The organism is Dyella sp. (genome assembly GCF_036746095.1).
GTDB lineage: Bacteria > Pseudomonadota > Gammaproteobacteria > Xanthomonadales > Rhodanobacteraceae > Dyella_B.
Window position 1 is genome coordinate 104448 of record NZ_DAIOEU010000007.1, and the last position, 20234, is coordinate 124681.

At 60.1% G+C, this 20234-nt stretch carries 21 protein-coding genes; 14 read left to right on the forward strand and 7 right to left on the reverse strand.

What is annotated here, in order from left to right; all coding sequences use genetic code 11:
* Positions 1-32: 32 nt before the first annotated feature.
* On the reverse strand, positions 33-1370 hold the full coding sequence (locus tag V7M64_RS05465) for an MATE family efflux transporter (RefSeq protein ID WP_333677603.1): 1338 nt from the start codon (positions 1368-1370) through the stop codon (positions 33-35).
* A gap of 130 nt (positions 1371-1500) precedes the next feature.
* Here V7M64_RS05465 and V7M64_RS05470 point away from each other — a divergent pair, with 130 nt between their 5' ends.
* Both V7M64_RS05470 and V7M64_RS05475 read left to right on the forward strand, forming a co-directional pair.
* The gene (locus tag V7M64_RS05470; protein ID WP_333677605.1) at positions 1501-1983 is read left to right on the forward strand and encodes a peptidylprolyl isomerase; all 483 of its coding nucleotides are present in this window, start codon (positions 1501-1503) and stop codon (positions 1981-1983) included.
* A 49-nt stretch (positions 1984-2032) separates the two neighbouring features.
* Positions 2033-3211: an NAD(P)/FAD-dependent oxidoreductase gene (locus V7M64_RS05475; protein ID WP_333677606.1), complete on the forward strand. Its 1179-nt coding sequence runs from the start codon at positions 2033-2035 to the stop codon at positions 3209-3211.
* 37 nt (positions 3212-3248) lie between these two features.
* Here the strand turns inward: V7M64_RS05475 and V7M64_RS05480 are convergent, their stop codons facing one another.
* Positions 3249-4331: a phospholipase A gene (locus tag V7M64_RS05480; RefSeq protein WP_333677607.1), complete on the reverse strand. Its 1083-nt coding sequence runs from the start codon at positions 4329-4331 to the stop codon at positions 3249-3251.
* Between the two features lie 119 nt (positions 4332-4450).
* Positions 4451-4864, reverse strand: coding sequence for a hypothetical protein (locus V7M64_RS05485; RefSeq protein WP_333677609.1), 414 nt, complete (start codon positions 4862-4864; stop codon positions 4451-4453).
* A 188-nt stretch (positions 4865-5052) separates the two neighbouring features.
* Here V7M64_RS05485 and V7M64_RS05490 point away from each other — a divergent pair, with 188 nt between their 5' ends.
* Positions 5053-6255 (forward strand): crosslink repair DNA glycosylase YcaQ family protein, encoded by a 1203-nt coding sequence (locus tag V7M64_RS05490; RefSeq protein ID WP_333677611.1) that lies wholly within the window; start codon positions 5053-5055, stop codon positions 6253-6255.
* A gap of 3 nt (positions 6256-6258) precedes the next feature.
* Here V7M64_RS05490 and V7M64_RS05495 read toward each other — a convergent pair whose 3' ends face one another.
* Positions 6259-6651, reverse strand: a complete 393-nt coding sequence (locus tag V7M64_RS05495) for a hypothetical protein (RefSeq protein WP_333677612.1) — start codon at positions 6649-6651, stop codon at positions 6259-6261.
* 276 nt (positions 6652-6927) lie between these two features.
* Between V7M64_RS05495 and V7M64_RS05500 the strand changes: the two genes are divergently transcribed.
* The 8 genes from V7M64_RS05500 (at position 6928) to V7M64_RS05535 (ending at position 13264) form a co-directional block, all read left to right on the forward strand.
* Entirely contained in the window at positions 6928-7137 is a 210-nt protein-coding gene (locus V7M64_RS05500; RefSeq protein ID WP_204683989.1) for a cold-shock protein, read from the forward strand.
* 287 nt (positions 7138-7424) lie between these two features.
* Positions 7425-7634 carry a cold-shock protein gene (locus V7M64_RS05505; protein ID WP_333677616.1) on the forward strand — a complete coding sequence of 70 codons (210 nt, stop codon included), beginning with the start codon at positions 7425-7427 and terminating at the stop codon, positions 7632-7634.
* A 260-nt stretch (positions 7635-7894) separates the two neighbouring features.
* A complete protein-coding gene (locus V7M64_RS05510) occupies positions 7895-8107 on the forward strand; it encodes a cold-shock protein (RefSeq protein ID WP_333677618.1) in 213 nt (70 codons plus the stop codon).
* 75 nt (positions 8108-8182) lie between these two features.
* On the forward strand, positions 8183-9073 hold the full coding sequence (locus V7M64_RS05515; RefSeq protein WP_333677619.1) for an alpha/beta fold hydrolase: 891 nt from the start codon (positions 8183-8185) through the stop codon (positions 9071-9073).
* 54 nt (positions 9074-9127) lie between these two features.
* The gene (locus V7M64_RS05520) at positions 9128-10186 is read left to right on the forward strand and encodes an NADH:flavin oxidoreductase/NADH oxidase (RefSeq protein WP_333677621.1); all 1059 of its coding nucleotides are present in this window, start codon (positions 9128-9130) and stop codon (positions 10184-10186) included.
* A gap of 13 nt (positions 10187-10199) precedes the next feature.
* Positions 10200-11075 carry a pirin family protein gene (locus tag V7M64_RS05525; RefSeq protein ID WP_333677623.1) on the forward strand — a complete coding sequence of 292 codons (876 nt, stop codon included), beginning with the start codon at positions 10200-10202 and terminating at the stop codon, positions 11073-11075.
* 69 nt (positions 11076-11144) lie between these two features.
* Positions 11145-11447 (forward strand): DUF962 domain-containing protein, encoded by a 303-nt coding sequence (locus V7M64_RS05530; RefSeq protein WP_333677624.1) that lies wholly within the window; start codon positions 11145-11147, stop codon positions 11445-11447.
* 239 nt (positions 11448-11686) lie between these two features.
* Positions 11687-13264, forward strand: a complete 1578-nt coding sequence (locus V7M64_RS05535; protein WP_333677625.1) for a glycosyltransferase family 39 protein — start codon at positions 11687-11689, stop codon at positions 13262-13264.
* 72 nt (positions 13265-13336) lie between these two features.
* Here the strand turns inward: V7M64_RS05535 and V7M64_RS05540 are convergent, their stop codons facing one another.
* On the reverse strand, positions 13337-13726 hold the full coding sequence (locus V7M64_RS05540) for a cytochrome C (protein WP_333677627.1): 390 nt from the start codon (positions 13724-13726) through the stop codon (positions 13337-13339).
* Positions 13727-13872: 146 nt separating this feature from the next.
* Here V7M64_RS05540 and V7M64_RS05545 point away from each other — a divergent pair, with 146 nt between their 5' ends.
* On the forward strand, positions 13873-14658 hold the full coding sequence (locus V7M64_RS05545; protein ID WP_333677628.1) for a tRNA threonylcarbamoyladenosine dehydratase: 786 nt from the start codon (positions 13873-13875) through the stop codon (positions 14656-14658).
* Between the two features lie 354 nt (positions 14659-15012).
* Positions 15013-16695: a BBE domain-containing protein gene (locus V7M64_RS05550; protein WP_333677631.1), complete on the forward strand. Its 1683-nt coding sequence runs from the start codon at positions 15013-15015 to the stop codon at positions 16693-16695.
* Positions 16696-16754: 59 nt separating this feature from the next.
* On the opposite strand, the gene V7M64_RS05555 is transcribed toward V7M64_RS05550, so the two are convergent.
* Positions 16755-18113, reverse strand: a complete 1359-nt coding sequence (locus V7M64_RS05555; RefSeq protein ID WP_333677632.1) for an MFS transporter — start codon at positions 18111-18113, stop codon at positions 16755-16757.
* Positions 18114-18549: 436 nt separating this feature from the next.
* On the opposite strand from V7M64_RS05555, the gene V7M64_RS05560 reads away from it, so the two are divergent.
* Positions 18550-19761: a porin gene (locus V7M64_RS05560; RefSeq protein ID WP_333677634.1), complete on the forward strand. Its 1212-nt coding sequence runs from the start codon at positions 18550-18552 to the stop codon at positions 19759-19761.
* A 39-nt stretch (positions 19762-19800) separates the two neighbouring features.
* Here V7M64_RS05560 and V7M64_RS05565 read toward each other — a convergent pair.
* Positions 19801-20234, reverse strand: a 434-nt coding sequence (locus tag V7M64_RS05565) for an SDR family oxidoreductase (RefSeq protein ID WP_333677635.1), incomplete at its 5' end; no start/stop codon positions are given.

Here is a 20234-nt window from a genome sequence, read left to right on the forward strand (position 1 = left end):
CAGTATGCGGAAACGATAAAGCGCGCGGTAGCTCACGCGATCCACGCGCGTTGTCGGCGTAAACGCAAGCCCAGCCAACCCAGGCTCACGGCGCGCATCGCCATGAAGGCGAGAAACGTCAACCACAATCCTTCATTGCCAAGGCTGCGCGTGAGCCATGCGAGCAACGCGAAGAACAACACGGAAACAAGCATGCCATCGCGCATCTCCCGTGCACGCGTCGCGCCGATGAACAGGCCATCGAGCAGATAGCTCCACACGCCGACCAACGGCAGTGCCGCCAACCACGGCAAGCAGCGGTACGCGACATGGCGCACTTCGGGAAGGCTGGTCTGCAAATTGACGAACAGATGCCCCGCGCTGCTGAAGAACAATGCAAAACCGATGCTACCGATCAATGACCATCCGCCCGCCACCACCAGGGCGCGGCGCAGTGCATGCGGGTCGCGGGCACCGATGGCGTGGCCGCACAAGGCTTCCACCGCATTGGCCAACCCATCGAGCGCAAACGCGGTCAGAAACAGGCCGTTGAGCAAGAGCGCATTGGCGGCGACGGTGGCATCGCCAATCCTCGCACCCAACAGCGAAAGGCTGAAGAACACACCTTCCAGGGCGATCGTTCGCACAAAAATGTCGCGATTCACGCGCAATAGCGGCAACCAGTGCTGCCACGCGGCCATGGCTTGCCAATCCACCTGGCCGCCGAAGCCGCGCAACACGCGACGCGCCTGCCACATGCCGTACAAAGCGCCGCACCATTCGCCCACTACGGAGGCGAGCGCGATGCCTGGCACACCCCAGCCGAATCCGAGCACGAACAGCAGATTGAGCGCGATGTTGACCAGGTTCGTCACCAGCAGCAGGCTGAGCGTGGTGCGCGCACGTTGCACGCCGATGAACCAGCCGGCGAGCGCATAGTTGAGTAGCGCCGCTGGTAGGCCCAATAGGCGCAGATGCAGGTAATCCAATGCGCGGCCGGTCATAAGCGGGGTGGAGTGCATCTGCCCGACCAGCCACGGCAACAGCGGCACCATCAGGACGCCCGCCAGCACGCCAAGCATCGCGGCAAGCAGCAAGGCCTGCGCTTGCACGGTGCGGACCGCCGAAGTATCACCCGCGCCCTTGGCCTGCGCGGCAAAACCGGTAGTGCCCATGCGCAGGAAACCGAAACTCCACACGGGCAGGGCATACACCGCGCTGCCCACGGTGACGGCACCGAGGTCTTGCGTGAGCGGCAGGTGGCCGGCCACGGTGCTGTCCACCAGTGCCACCAAGGGCACGGTCAGGTTGGACAGGATCATCGGTACGGCCAGCGCCCACACTTGCCGGTGCGTCGGGCGGTGGCGCCAGGCTTCAAGCAGCGTCGTCATAAACGGGGGGATTCGCCGGTAGTTGCCAAGGATTGTGGCATGCCTCGGCCGGGGCACGAGTGCCAGGTGGTACGCTTGCACATTCCCCGCCGGCCAAGGTCGGCGCTCATCCTTACCCAGCGAGACCATCATGCAGATCGCCGACAACGCCGTTGCTTCCTTCCACTACACGCTTACCGACGACCAGGGTCAGGTGCTCGACAGCTCCGAGGGCCGCGAGCCGCTTACTTACCTGCATGGCACCGGCCAGATCGTGCCGGGCCTGGAAAAAGCGATGGTCGGCCGCGTGGCTGGCGATCAGTTCAAGGTCGACGTGGCGCCTGCGGAAGGTTACGGCGTGCATCATGCGGAACTGATGCAGGCCGTGCCGCGCGAAGCTTTCCAGGGCGTGGACGATATCCAGCCCGGCATGCAGTTCCAGGCGCACGGTCCGCAAGGTGTCGTGCACGTTACCGTCACCCAGCTCGATGGCGACACCGTACATATCGACGGCAACCATCCGCTGGCCGGCCAGACGCTGCATTTCGACATCCAGGTGACCGACGTGCGTGCGGCCAGCGAGGAAGAGCTTTCGCACGGGCACGTGCACGGTCCGGATGGCCATCATCACTAAGCCGCGCCTGCCGGCTATCTAAGGGATTCGACGCCAAAGGGCGCACGGCATGCAAGGACGCTTGCGCATCGCGATTGTTGGCTACGGCACCGCCGGCCAGGCGGCGGCGATCATGCTGCACGCGCAAGGCCATGTGCTGACCGTGTTCGAGCAGGCTCCGGTGCTGCGGCCTGTCGGCGCCGGGTTCCTGTTGCAGCCGACCGGCTTGGGCGTGCTCGCGCGCTTGGGTCTGCACGCCGTGGCGTTTGCGCAAGGGCAACGCATCGAACGCCTGCACGGCTGCAATGAGCGCGGACGCATGGTGATGGACATGCGCTATGCCCATCATGCGGCCGACAGCTTCGGCCTGGGCATGACGCGAGGCAGCCTTTTCAACGTGCTGCGTGAGGCGTACCCGGATGCGCATGCGGTGCGTACTGGCGTTTGCATCGACCACATCGCGCAGGATGGGCTTAGTCTGTTTGATACCGAAGGCACATGCCACGGTCCCTTCGACCTGATCGTCGTGGCCGATGGTGCCCATTCCCGTTTGCGCCGCTGCGCGCCGAACTTGCTACAACGCGAAACCCTGTATCCGTGGGGAGCGCTGTGGTGCCTGGTGCCCGGAGACGACTGGCCGTATCCCGATGAGTTGCGGCAGCGCTACGCCGGCACGCGGGAGATGATCGGGTTGCTGCCCGTCGGCCGTCGCGTAAACCATACAGGGCGCTGGCTGACGTTTTACTTCAGCGCGCCCGGCGATCAGGTAGATGCGTTCGACGAGCGAGGTTTCGAGCATTTGCGTGAACGCGTCTCAGCGATATGGCCGGAAGCATCAGGGCTGCTGCAAGGCATCGATTCACCGCAACACCTCAATCGCGCTCGCTATCGCGATGTGGTGATGCGCGCGCCGGTACATGGCCGGATCGTATTTATGGGTGACGCCGCGCACGCCATGAGCCCTCAGCTTGGGCAAGGCGTGAACATGGCATTGCTCGATGCCGAGGCGTTGGCGCAGGCGCTGGCAGCGAGCTCTGGCATCGGTGAGGCATTGCAGGCATATGCGCATCGCCGGCGCGCGCACTTGTCGGTCTATCAGCGCCTCAGCCGATGGCTGACGCCGCTGTTTCAGTCGGAACGCAGCGCACTGGCTATAGCGCGCGATGCTGCGTTTGGCCCATTAGGGCGACTGGCGCGCGGCCAGATGTTGAAGATACTGACGGGCACGAAGACGGCGTGGTGGCGCTGAGAGTGGCCGGATCGACCTTACGAAGGGCGCGCAGCCATCAATACCAATCCAATAGCGAAATACCAACGCCAAGGTAGGTAGCGTTGTGGTTGTAGTCGAGGATGTTCTCGCCGTAACCCTTGAAGAACTCCATGTAGCCGCGCAGGTTGCCGGCCAACGGAAAACTCCAGGTAAAGCGTCCGGCGCCATGCTGGCGGCTGCCGCCGCGTAGCGAGTCGCGCAGCAACAAGCTGAATTCCTGGCCGTTCCACTCATGGATGATCTGCATGTCGGCACGGCCCATGTAATTGCTGATATCCGGGTTGTTGTCGTCCTTGTCGGATTCGGGGATGCGCCACCAGGGACGGAAGATGATCGTCCAGTTCGCGCGCTCGAAGCCGACCTGCCCCATCACGCGATTCCAGCTGCGCGACTGGGGATCGGATTGACCGTTGGATTGATGATCAATGCCGATGCCCAGCAACCGCCCGTTCCAGCCGAACAGGTGGTAGTCGGTATTGAATACGAGCATGGCTTCGGGTTCGTAATCGGTCTCGCGGAACGGGCGCGAGATTTTGGCGTTGTAGACCTGCCAATAGGAGTCCTGGGTGTAGCCCACCCACAAATCGCCGGCATCGCCGAACACACCCTGCCATAACTTGGTTTTTAGGCTCAGTTGAAACTTGCCTTCGACACTCTGCATGCCCAGCGGCGTGTGTACGGCGTCGACCGGATTGGGGCTGTAGGGAAGATTGTTCTGGTGAGTGGTGGCGAACAGCGGCAATACGTAAATCGGTTTGTAGCCACGCAGGTTGAAAGTGCCCAGCTTGCTCTGCGGCGAAAGCTCCCAGCGGCTATCGAGCAACGAAAGTGGCGCGGGCGTGTTTTCCGACGCGTCGGCCACCTCATGTTCGGGATGGAACAGTTTGGATTCCGGCGTCTCAGCGGGCTCGCTACGTTTTTGCGCGGCGGGCATCTGCGCGCGACCGGTGGCGCGGTCATAGCAGGCAAGCCGCTGAGCGTCGTTCTTGACCCCCGTGCATGCCTTGATGTCGGCGGGGGCAACATTTTGCGCGTGCACTGGCGACACCATCAGGTTGGCGCTCAGGCCGACCAGCAGAAAGCCGGACCAAGGTTTCATGCAGGCTCCTAAAACGCCACTCCTGGCGCGCTCCCGGCAAGTCTAGCCATCTATGGATGCAATAAAAACGCCGGTCGTCTCAGGACGGCCGGCGCAGGTGAAAAAAACAAGCGTCTTGCCTAGTTCAGGTCCTTCACCCAGTTCTCGTATTGCGTCTTGCTGATGCGGCTGCCGTTGTGGGCGGCATATTCGAAATCGTTGGCTAGCGGGGGATACGCTTCGGCGTCGTCCTTGCTGATGTATTTCTTGCCATTGGCCAGTTGCTCGAACGATGGCGGAGAGGTGGTGGAGGGGGCCGAACCCATCGTGGAGTTGATGGTGACCTGGCCCTTGGCCGTGTTGAAGGTGGCGCTGCTTGCCCCGTTGCCGCCGGTATTGGCGGTTGCGTTGTTGACGCTGGCCTTGCTGGTGCTTTGTGTGGGAGATGTGGTGGGTGGTTGCATCGGCTGGTTCTGCGTTTGCGCCGATGCCATGCCTGCGGCAAGCAGGCCGGTGCCGAGAATCGCGATGAGGGTAGGGATACGGGTTTTCATTAAGTTGGCTCCTTGCAGCGCTTGCGCGAGGTGGCTGTGCGTCAGCTATCCGCCAAGCTTGCTGTCCAAATTAGCAATAAGGGCGTAAATCCAAGCAGAATATTGATGTCTCCATTTAGTGAAGGCGGCTCCCTTTGCGCGAACTTTTATCGAGCAGCAAAGCTCTAACACTCTCACAGGCTCGTGCTTTGCAATTGGCTGCACAAGGTTTGCTGCAAGCATCCAAGCGCCGCGCTCGACGTGAAGATCTGGTCGCGACCATCCAGCGCATGCGCCTGCTGCAGATCGACAGCATCCACGTCGTTGCACGCAGCCCTTATCTGGTTCTCTTCGCGCGGCTGGGCGCTTATCCGCAAGCATGGTTGGAAGAGACATTGGAAGCCGGACGCATTGCCGAATGCTGGGCACACGAAGCCTGTTTCGTCACGGCTGCCGATATCGGTTTTCATCGCGCATGGCGTGCGCAGGCGCAAAGCAATCACTGGGCGGACAAGCATGCGGCGCGCGCTCGTGACACCAACCCGCAGGAAATGCATGCCTTGCTCGAACGCGTGCGCGCCACCGGTGCGGTGCGTGCTTCCGATTTCGAGCGTGCCGAGCGCGCCGCGTCGGGCTGGTGGGAATGGAAGCCGGAGAAGCGCTGGCTTGAAGCATGGTTTGCCTCAGGCGAATTGATGGTGACCCGCCGCGAACGCTTCCAGCGTGTCTACGATCTGGCCGAACGCGTGCTTGCCAAGCTCGATCCACCCTTCGACGATGCGGTGCTGCGCCGCCCCACTGCCGAGCTGCGGCAGCACTTCATTCTCGACAGTGTGCGTGCGCTGGGTATCACGCAGGCGCGATGGATTGCCGATTACTTCCGGCTCAAGCCCGCGGTGGATGAGAAGGAACTTGCACCATTGCTGAGCTCGGGCGACTTGTTACGCGTACAAGTCGCCGGCTGGGACAGTGCTGCGTACGTGCATCGCGATCATGCCGCCTTGCTCGACAGTGCCTGTGCAGGGCGCTTGCGGGCGACCCATACCACCGTGTTGTCGCCCTTCGATCCATTGGTGTGGGATCGCGCGCGGGTGCGCGCCATGTTCGATTTCGACTACACCATCGAGTGCTACGTGCCAGCCGCCAAGCGGCGCTATGGCTACTACGTGCTACCGATCCTGCATCGCGGGCGCCTGATCGGGCGCCTTGACGCCAAGGCGCATCGCGCTGAGGGAATGTTCGAGATCAAGGCGCTGTTTCTTGAGGAAGCCGTGCTGCCAACGCACCGCCTGCTTGCCGACGTGGCCGCGTCGATCTCCGCGGCCGCGGCGTGGCATGGCACGCCCGACGTGCGGCTGGGGCGATGCCGACCGGCCTCGCTCGGGCCGGCATTGCGCGCGTATTGGCGCTGACGATTAGCGGGAAGAGGCGGTGTTCGGCACGCTTGGTGGTGTGCAGGCACGGCCTTGCAGGCTTGCCTGTAGTTGCTGGGTAAGCCCAAGGCAGCGATTGGCCAGGTAAGGGCGCGTGCCGGGATCATTGGCTTCCTGCAGCAGCGTGTCGCGCATGGTCTGGTAGTGCGTTTGCAGGGCTTCGGCGGTATAGGTGCCGGCTGCACGGTGGCAGGCCAGATAGCTGTCCAGGTAGCTGTCGCAGGCGGGAATGCCGGTAAGCGCGGCTTTTTGCGAAGGAACGGCGGGCTGCGGCTTGCGCACCCCCTGCCCGCAACCGGCTACCGACAAGGCCAGGGCAACCAGCATGCCGGCACCGAGAAAACGACTGGAAATCACCGCATTACGCTGTTTCATGGGTGTCATCACAAAACCATCACAAAGACGGGGCGCCAAGCATACAGCTTCGCCAAACGGATGCTTGTTGAACGTGCATTCGCTTGTGGCGATCAATACAGGTATGATGGTCGCACTGAGTTTGCCTTAGGTCACCAGAGTCATGTGACCCGATGCAGCTGATTTACGATCCGCCTCATCGCTCACCCCTTGGGTTTTCCTTTGCACACCAGTAAGTAGACCGCCCACAGTCTGGCGGTCGAGTCTTTTCGAAAACTTGAGTTTGGAGTAAGCAACATGTCTGATCGTCAGATCGGTACCGTCAAATGGTTCAACGATGCCAAGGGTTTCGGCTTCATCAGCCGCGACAATGGCCCGGATGTTTTCGTGCACTTCCGCGCGATCCAGGGCAACGGCTTCAAGAGCCTGCAGGAAGGCCAGAAGGTCAGCTTCAAGGTAGTGCAGGGCCAGAAGGGTCTGCAGGCCGACGAAGTGATGCCGGCCTAATTGCCTAATCGAGATAACTCGATTCAAAAAAAAGCCGGGCGTAATGCCCGGTTTTTTTTTTTGTTTTTCGTATGGCTGCGATTATTGAATGTGATTCAGCGCGTGAATTTTCCATCACATATCAATTCACGGAAATCACTATGCTGTGCCCGCTGGCTGGCCGAGAAAACACGTGTTGGATAAACGGTTTGCGCCGGGCGCACGAAGGATTGTCGGCATACCCAGTGGCCGTGACTCGGGTGGGTTACGGTTCTAATTGGTTAGCGCTAGAACGGATGGGGTTAGTCATGTCGGACGAAGCAACAGGCACAGTCAAGTGGTTCAACGATGCGAAAGGATACGGGTTCATCAGCAGCGACAAGGGCGGTGACCTGTTCGTGCATTTCAAGTCCATCAAGGGCAATGGATTCCGCTCGCTCAAGGAAGGCCAAAAGGTCAAGTTTCAGACGAAGCAGGGACCTAAAGGCTTGCAGGCAGAGGAAGTGGAATCGATCTGAAAAACAGTATTAAGGTGTCGTGAAAAAGCCAGGCTTTTTGCCTGGCTTTTTCGTTTTTCAGGCGAATTTCGCGTGAATTTTCCATCACATTTTATTTCACGAGACTGATTATCCTTTATTCACTGGTTGCTTGGTAAGGCGCGTTCGCAGGGCGGCGATTCATCCGCATGGTTCCACCCGATCTGAAGCATTCCCAGTAAGCCGTCGGCTCGGGTGGGTCGGCTGGTCTTGAAAAGTCGCTGTTCGCAACGGAGTGATTTATGTCGGATCAACGTGAAACGGGCAAAGTGAAGTGGTTCAACGACGCCAAGGGCTTTGGCTTTATCAGCCGCGATAATGGCCCGGACGTATTTGTGCATTTCCGCGCCATTAAAGGTGAGGGCTTCAAAAGCCTCAAGGAAGGCGACAAAGTCGAGTTCAAAGTGGTGAATGGGCAAAAGGGATTGCAAGCGGATGAAGTAAGCAAGGCATAGGTCCTTGCGTCCATGATTCGAAGGCCGGCCTCGCGCCGGCCTTTTTGTTTCGGTGCGGCCAGGTAAGCTGTGCCGATGTCAGCGTTCCCCGAACCGTCTTCCACCCGCGCCATATCGACCTTTACCGTACCGGTTACTGCCGCGGATGGCGCGCGTAGCGAACTGATTTGCGTACAGCCTGCCGAACCTGCCGCGCACCGGGTTTATTGGCTGCCGGCCATGGGCGTGGCAGCCAAACACTATTTGCCGCTGGCGGAAGCGTTTGCTGCGCACGGCATGGCGGTCGCCTTACACGAATGGCGCGGTATCGGTTCCAGCAATTGCCGGGCAAACCGCCAGCATGATTGGGGTTATCGCCAGTTGCTCGAAAGGGATCTCGATGCCGGTGTGCGCGAAGCAGGAGCGCACTGGCCCGACGCGACATGTTGGATAGGCGGCCACAGCCTCGGCGGGCAACTGGCGTGTCTTTATGCCGGCCTGCATCCCCAGGATGTTACCGGCATTTTGCTGGTGGCGAGCGGCTCGCCCTATTGGCGCACGTTTTCCTATGCGCCGTTGATTTACCTCGCGCTGGCGCTGGCCGCACCGTTATCGCAATTGCTGGGTTATCTACCGGGACGCAAGCTGGGTTTTGGCGGCAACGAGGCGTGTGGCGTCATCGCGGACTGGTCACGCAGCGGGCGCACCGGACGCTATGCCGCGCATGGCATGGCGGTGGATATCGAGCGGCAGCTGGCGGCGTTGCAGTCGCCGGTATTGGCACTGCAACTGCGCGACGACTGGCTTGCGCCATCGCGTTCCTTGGCGTGGTTGCTGGATAAGATGCCGCAAGCGCCGAAGCGCACGGGCATTATCGAACCCGGCCAGCTTGTGGGCCAGCCGGCGGATCATTTCAGCTGGATGAAAATGCCGCAAGCCATCGTGGCGCAATGGGTGGCATGGATGCAGGGCGAGGTTAGCACTTGATCAGCTTTCGATCGCCGCCATGTACCGGGTTTCATTTGTCACGACGGTACTACGATGAAGCTGTTCGAACCGTATACCCAACGAAGCCAGACCTTGCGCAACCGCATCGTGGTATCGCCGATGTGCGAGTACTCGGCGCAGGATGGCGTGCCGAACGCGTGGCACATGGTGCATCTGGGCAGTCGCGCCGTAGGCGGCGCCGGTGCGGTGATCACGGAGGCCACCGCAATTTCGCCAGAGGGACGCATTTCCGCGCATGACACTGGCATCTGGAATGACGCACAGGTTGAAGCGTGGCGTCCAATCGTCGCCTTCATGACTGAGCACGGGACGGTGCCGGGCGTGCAATTGGCGCATGCCGGCCGCAAGGCCAGTGCCTGGCGGCCTTGGGAGGGCGGTGGATCGCTACCGGCGGAACACGGCGCATGGCAGACCGTGGCGCCTTCCGCCATTCCGTTCGATCACGATTGGCATGTGCCGCGGGCGTTGGATATCGATGGCATCCGCAAGGTCATCGCGGATTTTCGCGCCGCTGCGGTGCGCGCCAAGGACGCCGGCTTCAAGCTGATCGAGCTGCATGGCGCGCATGGATACCTGCTGCATCAATTCATGTCGCCACTGAGCAATCATCGCAGCGACGAATACGGCGGCAGTTTCGAAAACCGCACGCGCCTGGTGTGCGAAGTCATCGCGGCCGTGCGTGAAGTATGGCCGGATGAGCTGCCGCTCTGGCTGCGCATTTCGGCCACCGACTGGGCCGATCTCGGCTGGAGCATCGACGAGAGCGTGCGCCTGGCGGGTGAGCTTTCCGGTTTGGGAGTCGATCTGGTCGACGTCTCCAGCGGCGGCCTGGTGCCGCACGTCAAGATTCCGCTGGGCCCTGGTTACCAGGTGCCGTTCGCCGCACGTATTCGACAGGAAGCCGGCATCGCCACCGGCGCGGTCGGCCTGATTACCGAGCCTGCGCAGGCCGATGGCATCATTGCCGGCGGCGCGGCCGACGTGGTGCTGATCGCGCGCGCCAGTCTGCGCGATCCTTACTTTCCGCGTCGCGCCGCGCAGGAATTGGGTGCAACCGTCACGCCACCGATGCAATATCAACGCGCCTGGTAACCGGAATCCGCACGTGCAGAATGTCCCGACTCTGATCGACAAAAGCCGCTTGCACGACCTTGGCGATGGCTTCACCGTGCGACGCATGCTGCCGGTGCTTGCGGCGCGCCACGTTGGCCCGTTCGTGTTCTACGACCACATGGGGCCGGTGGATTTCGCCCCCGGCAAAGGCATGGATGTGCGGCCGCATCCGCATATCGGCCTGGCCACCGTCACCTGGCTGTTCGAGGGCAGCATCCGCCATCGCGACAGTGTTGGCAGCCTGGCGGACATCACTCCCGGTGCCGTGAACTGGATGACGGCCGGGCGCGGTATCACGCATTCGGAACGCACGCCGCCGGAGGCGCGCCGTACCGGCCAGCGCATGCATGGCATTCAAGTCTGGGTGGCCTTGCCGCGTGATCACGAAGAGACGGCGCCAGAGTTCCATCACCACGATGCCGACAGCCTGCCGCGAATTCGCCAACCCGGCGCGGAGCTTGTGCTGATCGCCGGCACGGCCTACGGCAGCGCCTCGCCGGTAAAAGTGTTTGCGCCGATGTTCTTTATCGAAGCCAAGCTCGAGGCTGGCGCTGAGATAGCGCTGCCCGAAGAGCATGCCGAGCGCGGCGTGCACGTCGTTGACGGCCTAGTCAGCTGGGGTGATCTCGACATCGCGTCCGCGCAGATGGCGGTGCAGGCCGGGCCTTCGGCTCCCATCGTCAAGGCAAAAAACCGCAGCCGCCTGATGCTGTTTGGCGGTGCGCCGCTGGATGGCGAGCGGCATCTTTGGTGGAATTTCGTGTCGAGCTCGCTCGAACGCATCGAGCAGGCCAAAGCGGATTGGGTGGGACAGCGATTCAGCAAGGTGACCGGCGACGAAGAGGAATTCATCCCGCTGCCGGCCTGACGTCCCACAGCGTGCAAGGGCGGTGGCCCGGGCTTACCCTGGGCCGCACAAAACGCCACGGAAATCGCCATGTCCGCGTTCGCCAGCTTTCGTGATTTCTATCCGTACTACCTCAACGAGCATCGCGATCGGCGTTGCCGCCGGCTGCATTTCATCGGCAGTTCGCTGGTATTGCTGGTTGTGGTGCTTGCATTTGCTTCGAGCCGGCTGGCATGGCTGTGGCTGGCGCCGGTCGTTGGTTACGGGTTTGCATGGATCGGCCACTTCGCGTTCGAGAAGAACAGGCCGGCTACGTTTCGCCATCCCCTGTACAGCCTGATGGGTGATTGGGCGATGTACTGGGACGTACTGCGCGGAAGAGTGAAAATTTAAGGCGACACTTAAATGGCGTAGGCTTCGCGCACGCTTCCGAAGTGTTGTAAACAGGTAAAGACTGGCATGCGCACGAGCAAGCGGGTCGCGACTTCACACGTTGCGCATGCCGGAAGTCACAGCTGCAAGGTTTTCCGGCTGAATATGTACCAAGCTGTCATATGCGCGAGACAACCGATAGGTAGGGTGCACGTTACAGTCCCTGTCCTCTGCCAGGTTCGACCACGGATAGTCAGCGCATGAACGAGATCATTACTTCCGCGATGCGCCCAGCGACACCGTATCGCCGTCATGCATTGGACGGCCATGCTGCGTCCATCACGCGCGGCGACCGGTTCTGGCTGCTAGCACTCGTGGCGCTGAGTTTGGTAGCGCGTTTGTTCCGAATCGATCATCAAACGCTGTGGCTCGACGAGGTCCTGACGCTGCAGCGTGTTCACCTGGACCTGAGCGGACTGGTTGCTGACAGTTTTAGCAATCGGCACATGCCCACTTATTTCCTGCTGTTGCGGTTGCTCTCGTGGTTCTTTGGTTCGGGCGATGCCTGGGTGCGCGTTCCGTCTGCGCTGTTCGGAGCGATGTCGGTAGGCATGGTGTACATCATTGCGTCCCGCCTCGGCAGCCGTAGCGCGGGCATCGTGGCCGGCTTGCTGATGGCGCTGTCACCATTGCAAGTGCAATACGGACAGGAAGCGCGTTCCTATACGCTGGTAACCTTGCTGATCACGACCGCGCTATGGGGTTTGATGCGGCTTGCGCAAGATCCGCTACGCGCGGCTCTCGACATGGGCCGCGTAGATGCGGACCGAACGGGGTGGGTCGCCTACGTGCTTGGCACCATTGCAGCATTGGACGTGCTTGGTGATGCCGTGCCCTGGTTGATGGCTTCCAATCTTTCCTTGTGGCTGATCTGGCGCAGCCTTGCGCCCTCTTCAGGAATGCGTGCCACGTTCGGCCGCCATTGGCGGTGGAGCAGCGCGGTGATCATCGCGTGCACCGTACCGTTTTACGCGGCGGTCTTCGCATTCAGTGACGGCCATATGCTGCAGAAATTTGACTGGATTCCACCACTCAGCTGGCAACACCTGTGGGTGGTGGTGGGCAGCGTTTATCTAATGCGCATGCTGGCGGTGATCAAGTTCGATCTGATGCATACCGCAGTGCCGTTACTTGGCACGCTGGTGGCACTGGCCGGTTGCGCCGGCATGTTTCGTATGCACAAGCGGCTGGAAGGCCGCGTGCTGTTACTGAGCATGCTGATGCTGCCGCTGCTCATACTGAGTGTTTCCTTGTTCAAGTCCATGCTTTTGCCGCGCTACGTACTGTGGAGTGCGGCGCCGTTCTTCGTATTGGCGGGTCTGGGCGCGGACCTGCTGCCACGCCGTATGTTGTTCATGGCTACCGCGCTGCTATGCCTGCTGGGCGCGGTGAACCTGGGTCCGGTCTATCGCATGGAAACCAAGCCCCGCTGGGATATGGCAGCCGCCACGTTAACCGCCAACGTGCGGCCTGGCGATACCGTTTTCACCGCCGATCCCAACGCACTCACCATGCTTTCGACACTGAAGCCGAAGGGTGAGTTGCCGCTCGATGCGACCGCCATGGTGACGTCGCAACTCGACGAAGCCGTAGCACGCTGGCGGCAAGGTAGCCGTGTGTGGGCCGTCAATGGACGATCGGCACTCGGTCAGCGTGAAGACTTGATGGATTTCAAAAATCGCATCGGTGCCCTGGGAACGCCAGTAGTGGAAATTCCACAAGGCAAGGAAATCACCATCCTGATGTTTCCGGCCCCTGACGAGGACGAGGCCAACTAAGCTCGCCCAGGCTGGGATGGCAGTCCCCGCTTTGTGGCTTTTTGTGCTGCCGGGATGTCATCCCACGCTACGTCAGCGGTATTGCTGGTGGCACTGCTGGCAAACCTGGTCCACTGGCTTGAGCGCCGCGGCCAGGGCCGGGCAATCCGCGGGCGCCGACTGGGCCGCCGTCTGCAAGGCCGTGTGCAATTTGCCGGCCAGATCCTTGAAGGCTTGCGGCGCATCCGGAAAGGCAGCCGGGATATCCGTGGCGATCACCTGCATGTGCTGCAACTGATCGCGATTGGACGTCGCGCTACATTGCTGCCCTTTCACTGCTTGCTGCAGCTGGTGGCGGTGGAAACCCATGGTCACCATCAATGCCTCCGGAAAGGGGTTGCGCTCGTTCAACGCACGCATGGCGAACACAGTACCAAGGATGCCGATAACCAGACCCAGCACAATCAGAAGCGCTGCACGCATTGTCTGTCCTCTCTCAAGGGTAGTGGCTGCGCAGAATACCTGACCCGGCTTTATGCTCCCTTAGCCCGGGTAAAATAAGCCGGTCCTTTTGAGCCAGGTATCAGCGTGAACCCTTGCGTTCCTGACACGGTAATCGGTGGTTGCCCATGAGCGGTGCGTATCCCCCCGAGCGCTTCGATGGCGTAGAGCGCCTGTACGGCGCCGGCAGCGTGGCGAAGCTGGCGCAAAAGCACGTTTGCGTGATCGGCATTGGCGGCGTTGGCTCCTGGGCCGCCGAGGCGTTGGCGCGCACCGGCGTAGGCAGGCTCACGCTGATCGATGCAGATGAAGTGTGCGTGTCCAACACCAATCGCCAGTTGCATGCGCTGGACGGCGAGTACGGCAAGCCGAAAGTGGGCGTGATCGCGGCCCGCGCACACGCCATCAACCCCGCCATCCGGCTGGAAGCGATCGAACGGTTTCTTACGCCCGCCACGCTGGATGAATTGCTGGACCGCGGCTACGACGTGGTGCTGGATGCCTGCGATGCGTTCCGCGTGAAGCTGGAGGCCATCGCCTGGTGCCGCCGCCGCAAGCTGCCGATGGTGACGGTAGGCTCAGCGGGTGGACGCACGGATCCCACCCAGATTCGCGTGCGCGATCTTTCGCGCACCGAGCACGATGCCATGTTCAGCCTGATCCGCAAAAAGCTCCGTCAGGATTTCGGCTTTCCACGCAACCCGGATCGCTACTTCGGCGTCTCGGCGGTGTATTCGCTGCAGAATGTGCAGTATCCGCAACCGGATGGCACCGTCTGCGGCACGCGTCCGCCCGGCGGCGATTCCTTGAACCTTGCCTGCGGCGGTGGCCTGGGTGCTGCTACACATGTCACCGGCGCGTTTGCGTTTGCGGCGGTGGGCAGGGTGATGGAGAAGTTGCTGGAAAAGGCCTGAAATTTCTCCTGGCCCAGGCCCCGCCCCATGGATGCGGGGGCTTCTTGCACTGCGCAGCATACGTAACGTGATCCCTTTGACATGGTTTTCGCAGCGCCATATCTACGATTGTCAACAAGTGGTCGATGCATCGTGTCGCAAGCCCCCATGGCGACACCGTAAAGCCGGATGGAATGTCTGTGTGCCGGCGAGCTGAGGATGTCAGTCCAGCCAGCGTCAAGAAAACAAGCGTCACAGTGAGGTTTCGATAGCCGGCGACGTCCAGGCAGGACTGCTTGTGTGCGTTGTAAAGGTGGTCCGGAACGAACCGCGTTCCGGATAAAGACAAGCTTCATCTTCCAAGGAGAGAGATAGATGGCTTTCATCAAAATCGATAACCGCGACCCTCGCTATGCCACCCTGCAGAAAGGGTTCAACCTGCGCTGGCCCCGTAACAACCTCGGGGGGCGTGCTTCTCCCTACGGTGCGACTTTCATTTATATATGTTCCACCGAGAATGACATCATCGCGGCTGCCAAAGAAACGCTTGCGATGGAACACGGACGCATAACCGTGCGAAGTGGCGGTCACTGCTACGAAGGCTTCGTTTCCAACCGCATGCCAGGTGATCACAACGAAGTCTTGTGCATTTTGGACATCGGCCTGATGACCGGCATGGATTATCGGGAGAACGGAGGGGTTGCTTCTCCCATTTTTGGGGAGTTGCCATTTAGCTATAAGTTTCGCGTTGCGGCCGGCAACCAAAACTGGAACGGTTACGTTGCCCTTTACAAAGAAACCGGAAAGACCATTCCCGGAGGGTCTTGCTATTCAGTAGGGGCTGGTGGGCATATTTGTGGCGGAGGATATGGTTTTCTATCTCGAATGCACGGCCTTACATGCGACTGGCTGGCCGGCGTGGACATATTGGTTCCTGATGACAGTGGCAAGGGACTAAGAGCAGCGCATGTTTCGCGTGAGAGCACGTCGCAAGACAGCCTAGATCTGTTCGCTGCCTGTTGCGGGGCCGGTGGCGGCCAATTCGGCATCATCACGAGCTATTACTTCAGTGATCTGCCTGAAGCCCCAAGGGAAGTCCTCTGGCTTCCATTGGAATTTCAGCTGGCCGATAAGGACGCACTCGGCAATGTGCTGAGAGCGTACTACCGCTGGTTCGATGAAAATCAAACGGTGCCGGAGACCTGGGGGCTGGCCACGAAGCTCGAGTTGCGGCACTTCAATTCGGGGCCGCATACCCTGGGGATCCATTATGTCGACCAGCGTGGAGGAGTCGATAACCAGGAACCATTCGTTGATTTCGTCCAGACCATGTTGCAAGTGATTCCCAACGCCCGAGAGTTGCTGACGCCGCCGGAGGTCTATCACATTCCGCGTGGTACCGATCCTGCGGGACGCCGTATTGCTGATACTCACGATGCATTGGAAGTTACCAGGACCATGGATTGGCTGCCTTTCACCCAACTGGTCAATGGTTCCGGCCCCAACCAACGCGGCCGATACAAATCGGCCTACCAGAAAGGTGATTTCACAGATACCGTCATCGACGGTATCTGGGCCGCGCTCAAGAGCGACGATCCTGAAAATTACCAGACTCAAAGCCTGATACAGATCCAGTCCTACGGCGGCAAGATCAATCAGGCAAGTGACGGGATTCAGCGAAACAGTTCCGTTGCTCAAAGGTCATCAGTGCTGAAATGGCAACCGCAGACCTATTGGACGGAGCCCGGCGAAAAGACCGACGAGGCACACGCCAAGTGGATACGCGAGTTGTTCGTGAAGGCATTCGCCGATTCCGGTGCTATCCCACTCGACGAAAACTTTGAGGGGTGTTACCTGAACTACCCCGACCTCGACATGACTTATCACCGTGGCCTGCCGGACCAGGGCAAGAATCCATATTGGCGAAAAATCTATTTTCCTGATGAAGGAATCGAAACGAGACTAAGGAATACAAAGCTCAGGTGGGATCCGCTGAATATTTTTAGAAATGAAATGTCGGTACCGCTTGCAGACCCAAAGACCGCCAAATCGAGTTAGAAAGCATTGGTTCGCCATCACAGCGGGCAGGGCGGCAAGGATCCTGCCTGCTGCTGACCTTACGCATCCAAGCGCTCAACCTTTCCAACCAGCAATACATATGACAAGGTGCCAAGCACTGCTATCGCCGCGATATAAGTGATGGCTTTCGAGAAGTCCGCGCCAGTGACGAGAAAGCCGATCACCAGTGGTGTGACGACGGCTGCCAGATTGCCGATCAGGTTGAACACGCCACCCGTCAGTCCGATAAGCCGTGCAGGTGCAAGTCCAGACACCAGCGACCAGGTAATCGACGCAAAACCATTGCCGAAAAATGCAATGGACATGAAGACGATGACCCACTCGGTCGACTGCGCGTAGTTGGCGCCGATGATGGATGCCGAGATCAACAAGCCAGAAATAATCGGCAGCTTGCGCGCGGCACCCTGCGAAATGCCTTGGCGGATCAGCCAGTCCGACAGCAGCCCGGAACTCAGCACGCCGACAAATGCGGCGAGGAACGGCAGCGATGCAAGAAAGCCGGACTTGATGAAGTCCATGCCGCGATATTTCACCAGATAAGTCGGAAACCAGGTGAGAAAGAACCAGAGCGTCGAGTTGACCGCGAACTGGCCGATATAGATTCCCCAAAGTTTGCGTCGGCCCAGGACGAATCCAAGATCGCGCCAGGTCGAAGACGTATGCCTGGCTTCTACAGCAGGTTGGGTATCACCCAGATCGACCAGTCCGCCGCCGCTGCGGATGACCTCGATCTCGGCTTCATTGACGCCGCGAAACGCACGTGGCTCGCGATAGATGGCGTACCAGAGCACGCCCCAGACAATACCTGCAAGACCGGTGGCGACGAACACCATGTGCCAACCTATCGCTGTCAGCAGCCATGCCAGTACGGGTGTAAGAAATGCGAGGCCGACAAACTGCCCAGAGGTGTAGAAGCCGATCGCCGTGGCGCGCTCGCGCGTTGGGAACCATGCCGTCACGACTCGATTGTTGATCGGGTAGGCCGGCGCCTCCAGTGCGCCCACGACGAGACGAAGCACGAACAGTGCGACGAACGATCCGGCAAATCCGAGAAACACGGTAGCGGCAGACCACAGGATGAGTGCGACCGCATAGAGCACCCGCGGCGAAACACGGTCGACAAGCCAGCCGCCAGGAACCTGCATGAGCGCATAGGTCCAACCGAATGCCGAGAACACAAGCCCTGCGTGTATCGGATCGATATCCAGCTCGCGGAACAGCTCCGGGGCGGCGATCGAAAGATTGCTGCGGTCGAGATAGTTGATCACGACCGTTACGAACAGTAGCGCCATGATCACGAACCGCTTTCGTGTCGGCGCCATCGTGGGGTCTGCCGTGACGGGTGGGGAGGCTGATGCGTGCGAAGCAGGCAGTGCCGACGATGTGCGGTTGTCCATGAGTGCTGTCCTTGTCGCTATTGACCGGTCGGTGACCGTGGCGCGTGTGCCGCTTTTTTCTATATCCCGACGTTGCGGTGGCGTCAATATGGGCTTGCACCATCCATCGCCTTGCATGGGGACATGGTTTCGCGAAGACCGGCGTTTGCGGGGATTGCACGATGATGCGCCAGCCTCGAAGGTTGATTAGTACGAAAAGCTGTGGGCAATCGTACTAATCATGGGCAGCTCGCGCAGGATGGTCTGTCGCAAAGCAGCACTGCAACGATAGATCTCCTACATGGCGCAATGGGCAAATCTGACTGCAACGTGTTGCTCGGTGCGGCAACGATGCTGCTTTGATTTTTATTGCCCGGTTGATCACCAGCCATGACGAGGCACATGCATGGGTGCAGTGGTCAACCCGGTTGGGCGCGTTGAGCATGAGGATACAAGGATGAAAGTGGATCGCTCAAAATTTCATATCACGGTCGCTTGTATCGGCACCGCCCTTTCGTTCGCGGTCATTGCACCGAAGGTATCGGCAGAGGTCGCGTTTCATCCCTCCGAAAAAACATCGATCTCGCTTTATGGCGTGCTCGACATGGCAAAGGCTTATTCGAGCAATCAAGGTGGTAGCTCGAACATCTATACCAGTCAGGGCAGCCTGACCGCCAACCGGATCGGCTTGCTCGGCAGCGCGGATCTAAGCGCCGATACGCAAGCGATGTTTCGACTCGAAAGTGGTTTCGATGCCATCGCGGGGAAATTCGGTACGCCCGGCTATTTGTTCAATCGCCAGGCATTGGTCGGTGTCAGCAACAAACAATACGGCACGCTTAGCCTTGGTCGCCAATACACGCCGTACTTTCACTACACAGGAGCGCTTGGTCTGGCCCCAGCGCTGACCGCCGCCACGGGCGCCCATCCCGGCGATGTCGATGCGATGGACGCTACCCTGCGCTTGAACAATTCGCTTACTTACACGCTGCCCAAGCTCGGTGGCTGGCAAGCCGGCTTGCAGTACGGCATGGACGGGGCTACGGGGCGGCTTTCGCGCGGGAGTACGTGGAGCGCGGCCGTGCGTTATGACTATCAAGCATTCTCCTGGTCGGCCGGCTACATCGGCCTCCACAACATTCCGGAGCGCAAGGCGATTGCCACGTATGCCAATAACGCCCCGATCAACCGTGGTTACAACTCGGCGGACAACTCGCGAATACTTGCCACGGCGGCGCGCCATACGTCCGGCGAGCGGATGGTTGGCCTCAGCTATTCGAATGTGCAATACCGACCAGACGCGGCAACCTCGCTTTTCAAGCAAACGGCGGTGTTCAACACGGTGGGTCTTGTTTCCACTTATGCATTGACACCGTCGCTGACGCTGGCAGGTGGCTATAGCCATACCGCAGAAGAAGCACGCAACGGCGTGCGTGATCCGGCGCACTACCATCAATTTTCGGCCGGGCAACTGTATACCTTGTCCAAGTACGTCGCGTTCTATGCCGTGCAGGGGTATCAAACGGCCGGTGGCGAGACGCTTGGACTGGTCAATGGCATGAGTGCCATCGTTGATGCGGTGGCGTCGGTGGGCGACTCACAAAACGGTACGCCGTCCTCCTCGCCGCACCAGTTCGTGGCCATGTTCGGCGTGCGCTTTACGCTTTGAGCGACGGGAGGCCCCGGGCCTCCCGTCCACGCAGAGGGATCACCACCCCATGTAATGCCCGCCGTTGATCGCCAGGTTCGCGCCGGTGATCCAACTGGCGTCTTCGGTCGTAAAGAACGCCACGGCATGCGCGATTTCTTCCGGCTTGCCAAGACGGCCGACGGGAATCTGCGCCACGATTTTCTCGCGGACTTCTTCTGGTACGGCCATCACCATATCGGTGGCTACATAGCCGGGGGACACAGTGTTGACGGTGATGCCGAAGCGCGCATTTTCCTGCGCCAGCGAGATGGTGAAGCCATGCATGCCGGCCTTCGCGGCAGCGTAGTTGGCTTGGCCGTACTGGCCTTTCTGGCCGTTGATGGAGCTGATCTGCACGATGCGACCCCACTTGCGGCTACGCATGTCCTCGATCAATGGGCGGGTGACGTTGAAGCAGGCGTTGAGGTTGGTGTTCACCACGTCCATCCACT

What these genes read in the sequence shown, in the direction of transcription:
- V7M64_RS05465 (WP_333677603.1), bottom strand. Translation starts at nt 1,370, where the DNA reads ATGACGACGCTGCTTGAAGCCTGGCGCCACCGCCCGACGCACCGGCAA.
- V7M64_RS05470 (WP_333677605.1), top strand. Translation starts at nt 1,501, where the DNA reads ATGCAGATCGCCGACAACGCCGTTGCTTCCTTCCACTACACGCTTACC.
- V7M64_RS05475 (WP_333677606.1), top strand. Translation starts at nt 2,033, where the DNA reads ATGCAAGGACGCTTGCGCATCGCGATTGTTGGCTACGGCACCGCCGGC.
- V7M64_RS05480 (WP_333677607.1), bottom strand. Translation starts at nt 4,331, where the DNA reads ATGAAACCTTGGTCCGGCTTTCTGCTGGTCGGCCTGAGCGCCAACCTG.
- V7M64_RS05485 (WP_333677609.1), bottom strand. Translation starts at nt 4,864, where the DNA reads ATGAAAACCCGTATCCCTACCCTCATCGCGATTCTCGGCACCGGCCTG.
- V7M64_RS05495 (WP_333677612.1), bottom strand. Translation starts at nt 6,651, where the DNA reads ATGAAACAGCGTAATGCGGTGATTTCCAGTCGTTTTCTCGGTGCCGGC.
- V7M64_RS05500 (WP_204683989.1), top strand. Translation starts at nt 6,928, where the DNA reads ATGTCTGATCGTCAGATCGGTACCGTCAAATGGTTCAACGATGCCAAG.
- V7M64_RS05505 (WP_333677616.1), top strand. Translation starts at nt 7,425, where the DNA reads ATGTCGGACGAAGCAACAGGCACAGTCAAGTGGTTCAACGATGCGAAA.
- V7M64_RS05510 (WP_333677618.1), top strand. Translation starts at nt 7,895, where the DNA reads ATGTCGGATCAACGTGAAACGGGCAAAGTGAAGTGGTTCAACGACGCC.
- V7M64_RS05515 (WP_333677619.1), top strand. Translation starts at nt 8,183, where the DNA reads ATGTCAGCGTTCCCCGAACCGTCTTCCACCCGCGCCATATCGACCTTT.
- V7M64_RS05520 (WP_333677621.1), top strand. Translation starts at nt 9,128, where the DNA reads ATGAAGCTGTTCGAACCGTATACCCAACGAAGCCAGACCTTGCGCAAC.
- V7M64_RS05530 (WP_333677624.1), top strand. Translation starts at nt 11,145, where the DNA reads ATGTCCGCGTTCGCCAGCTTTCGTGATTTCTATCCGTACTACCTCAAC.
- V7M64_RS05535 (WP_333677625.1), top strand. Translation starts at nt 11,687, where the DNA reads ATGAACGAGATCATTACTTCCGCGATGCGCCCAGCGACACCGTATCGC.
- V7M64_RS05540 (WP_333677627.1), bottom strand. Translation starts at nt 13,726, where the DNA reads ATGCGTGCAGCGCTTCTGATTGTGCTGGGTCTGGTTATCGGCATCCTT.
- V7M64_RS05545 (WP_333677628.1), top strand. Translation starts at nt 13,873, where the DNA reads ATGAGCGGTGCGTATCCCCCCGAGCGCTTCGATGGCGTAGAGCGCCTG.
- V7M64_RS05550 (WP_333677631.1), top strand. Translation starts at nt 15,013, where the DNA reads ATGGCTTTCATCAAAATCGATAACCGCGACCCTCGCTATGCCACCCTG.
- V7M64_RS05555 (WP_333677632.1), bottom strand. Translation starts at nt 18,113, where the DNA reads ATGGACAACCGCACATCGTCGGCACTGCCTGCTTCGCACGCATCAGCC.
- V7M64_RS05560 (WP_333677634.1), top strand. Translation starts at nt 18,550, where the DNA reads ATGAAAGTGGATCGCTCAAAATTTCATATCACGGTCGCTTGTATCGGC.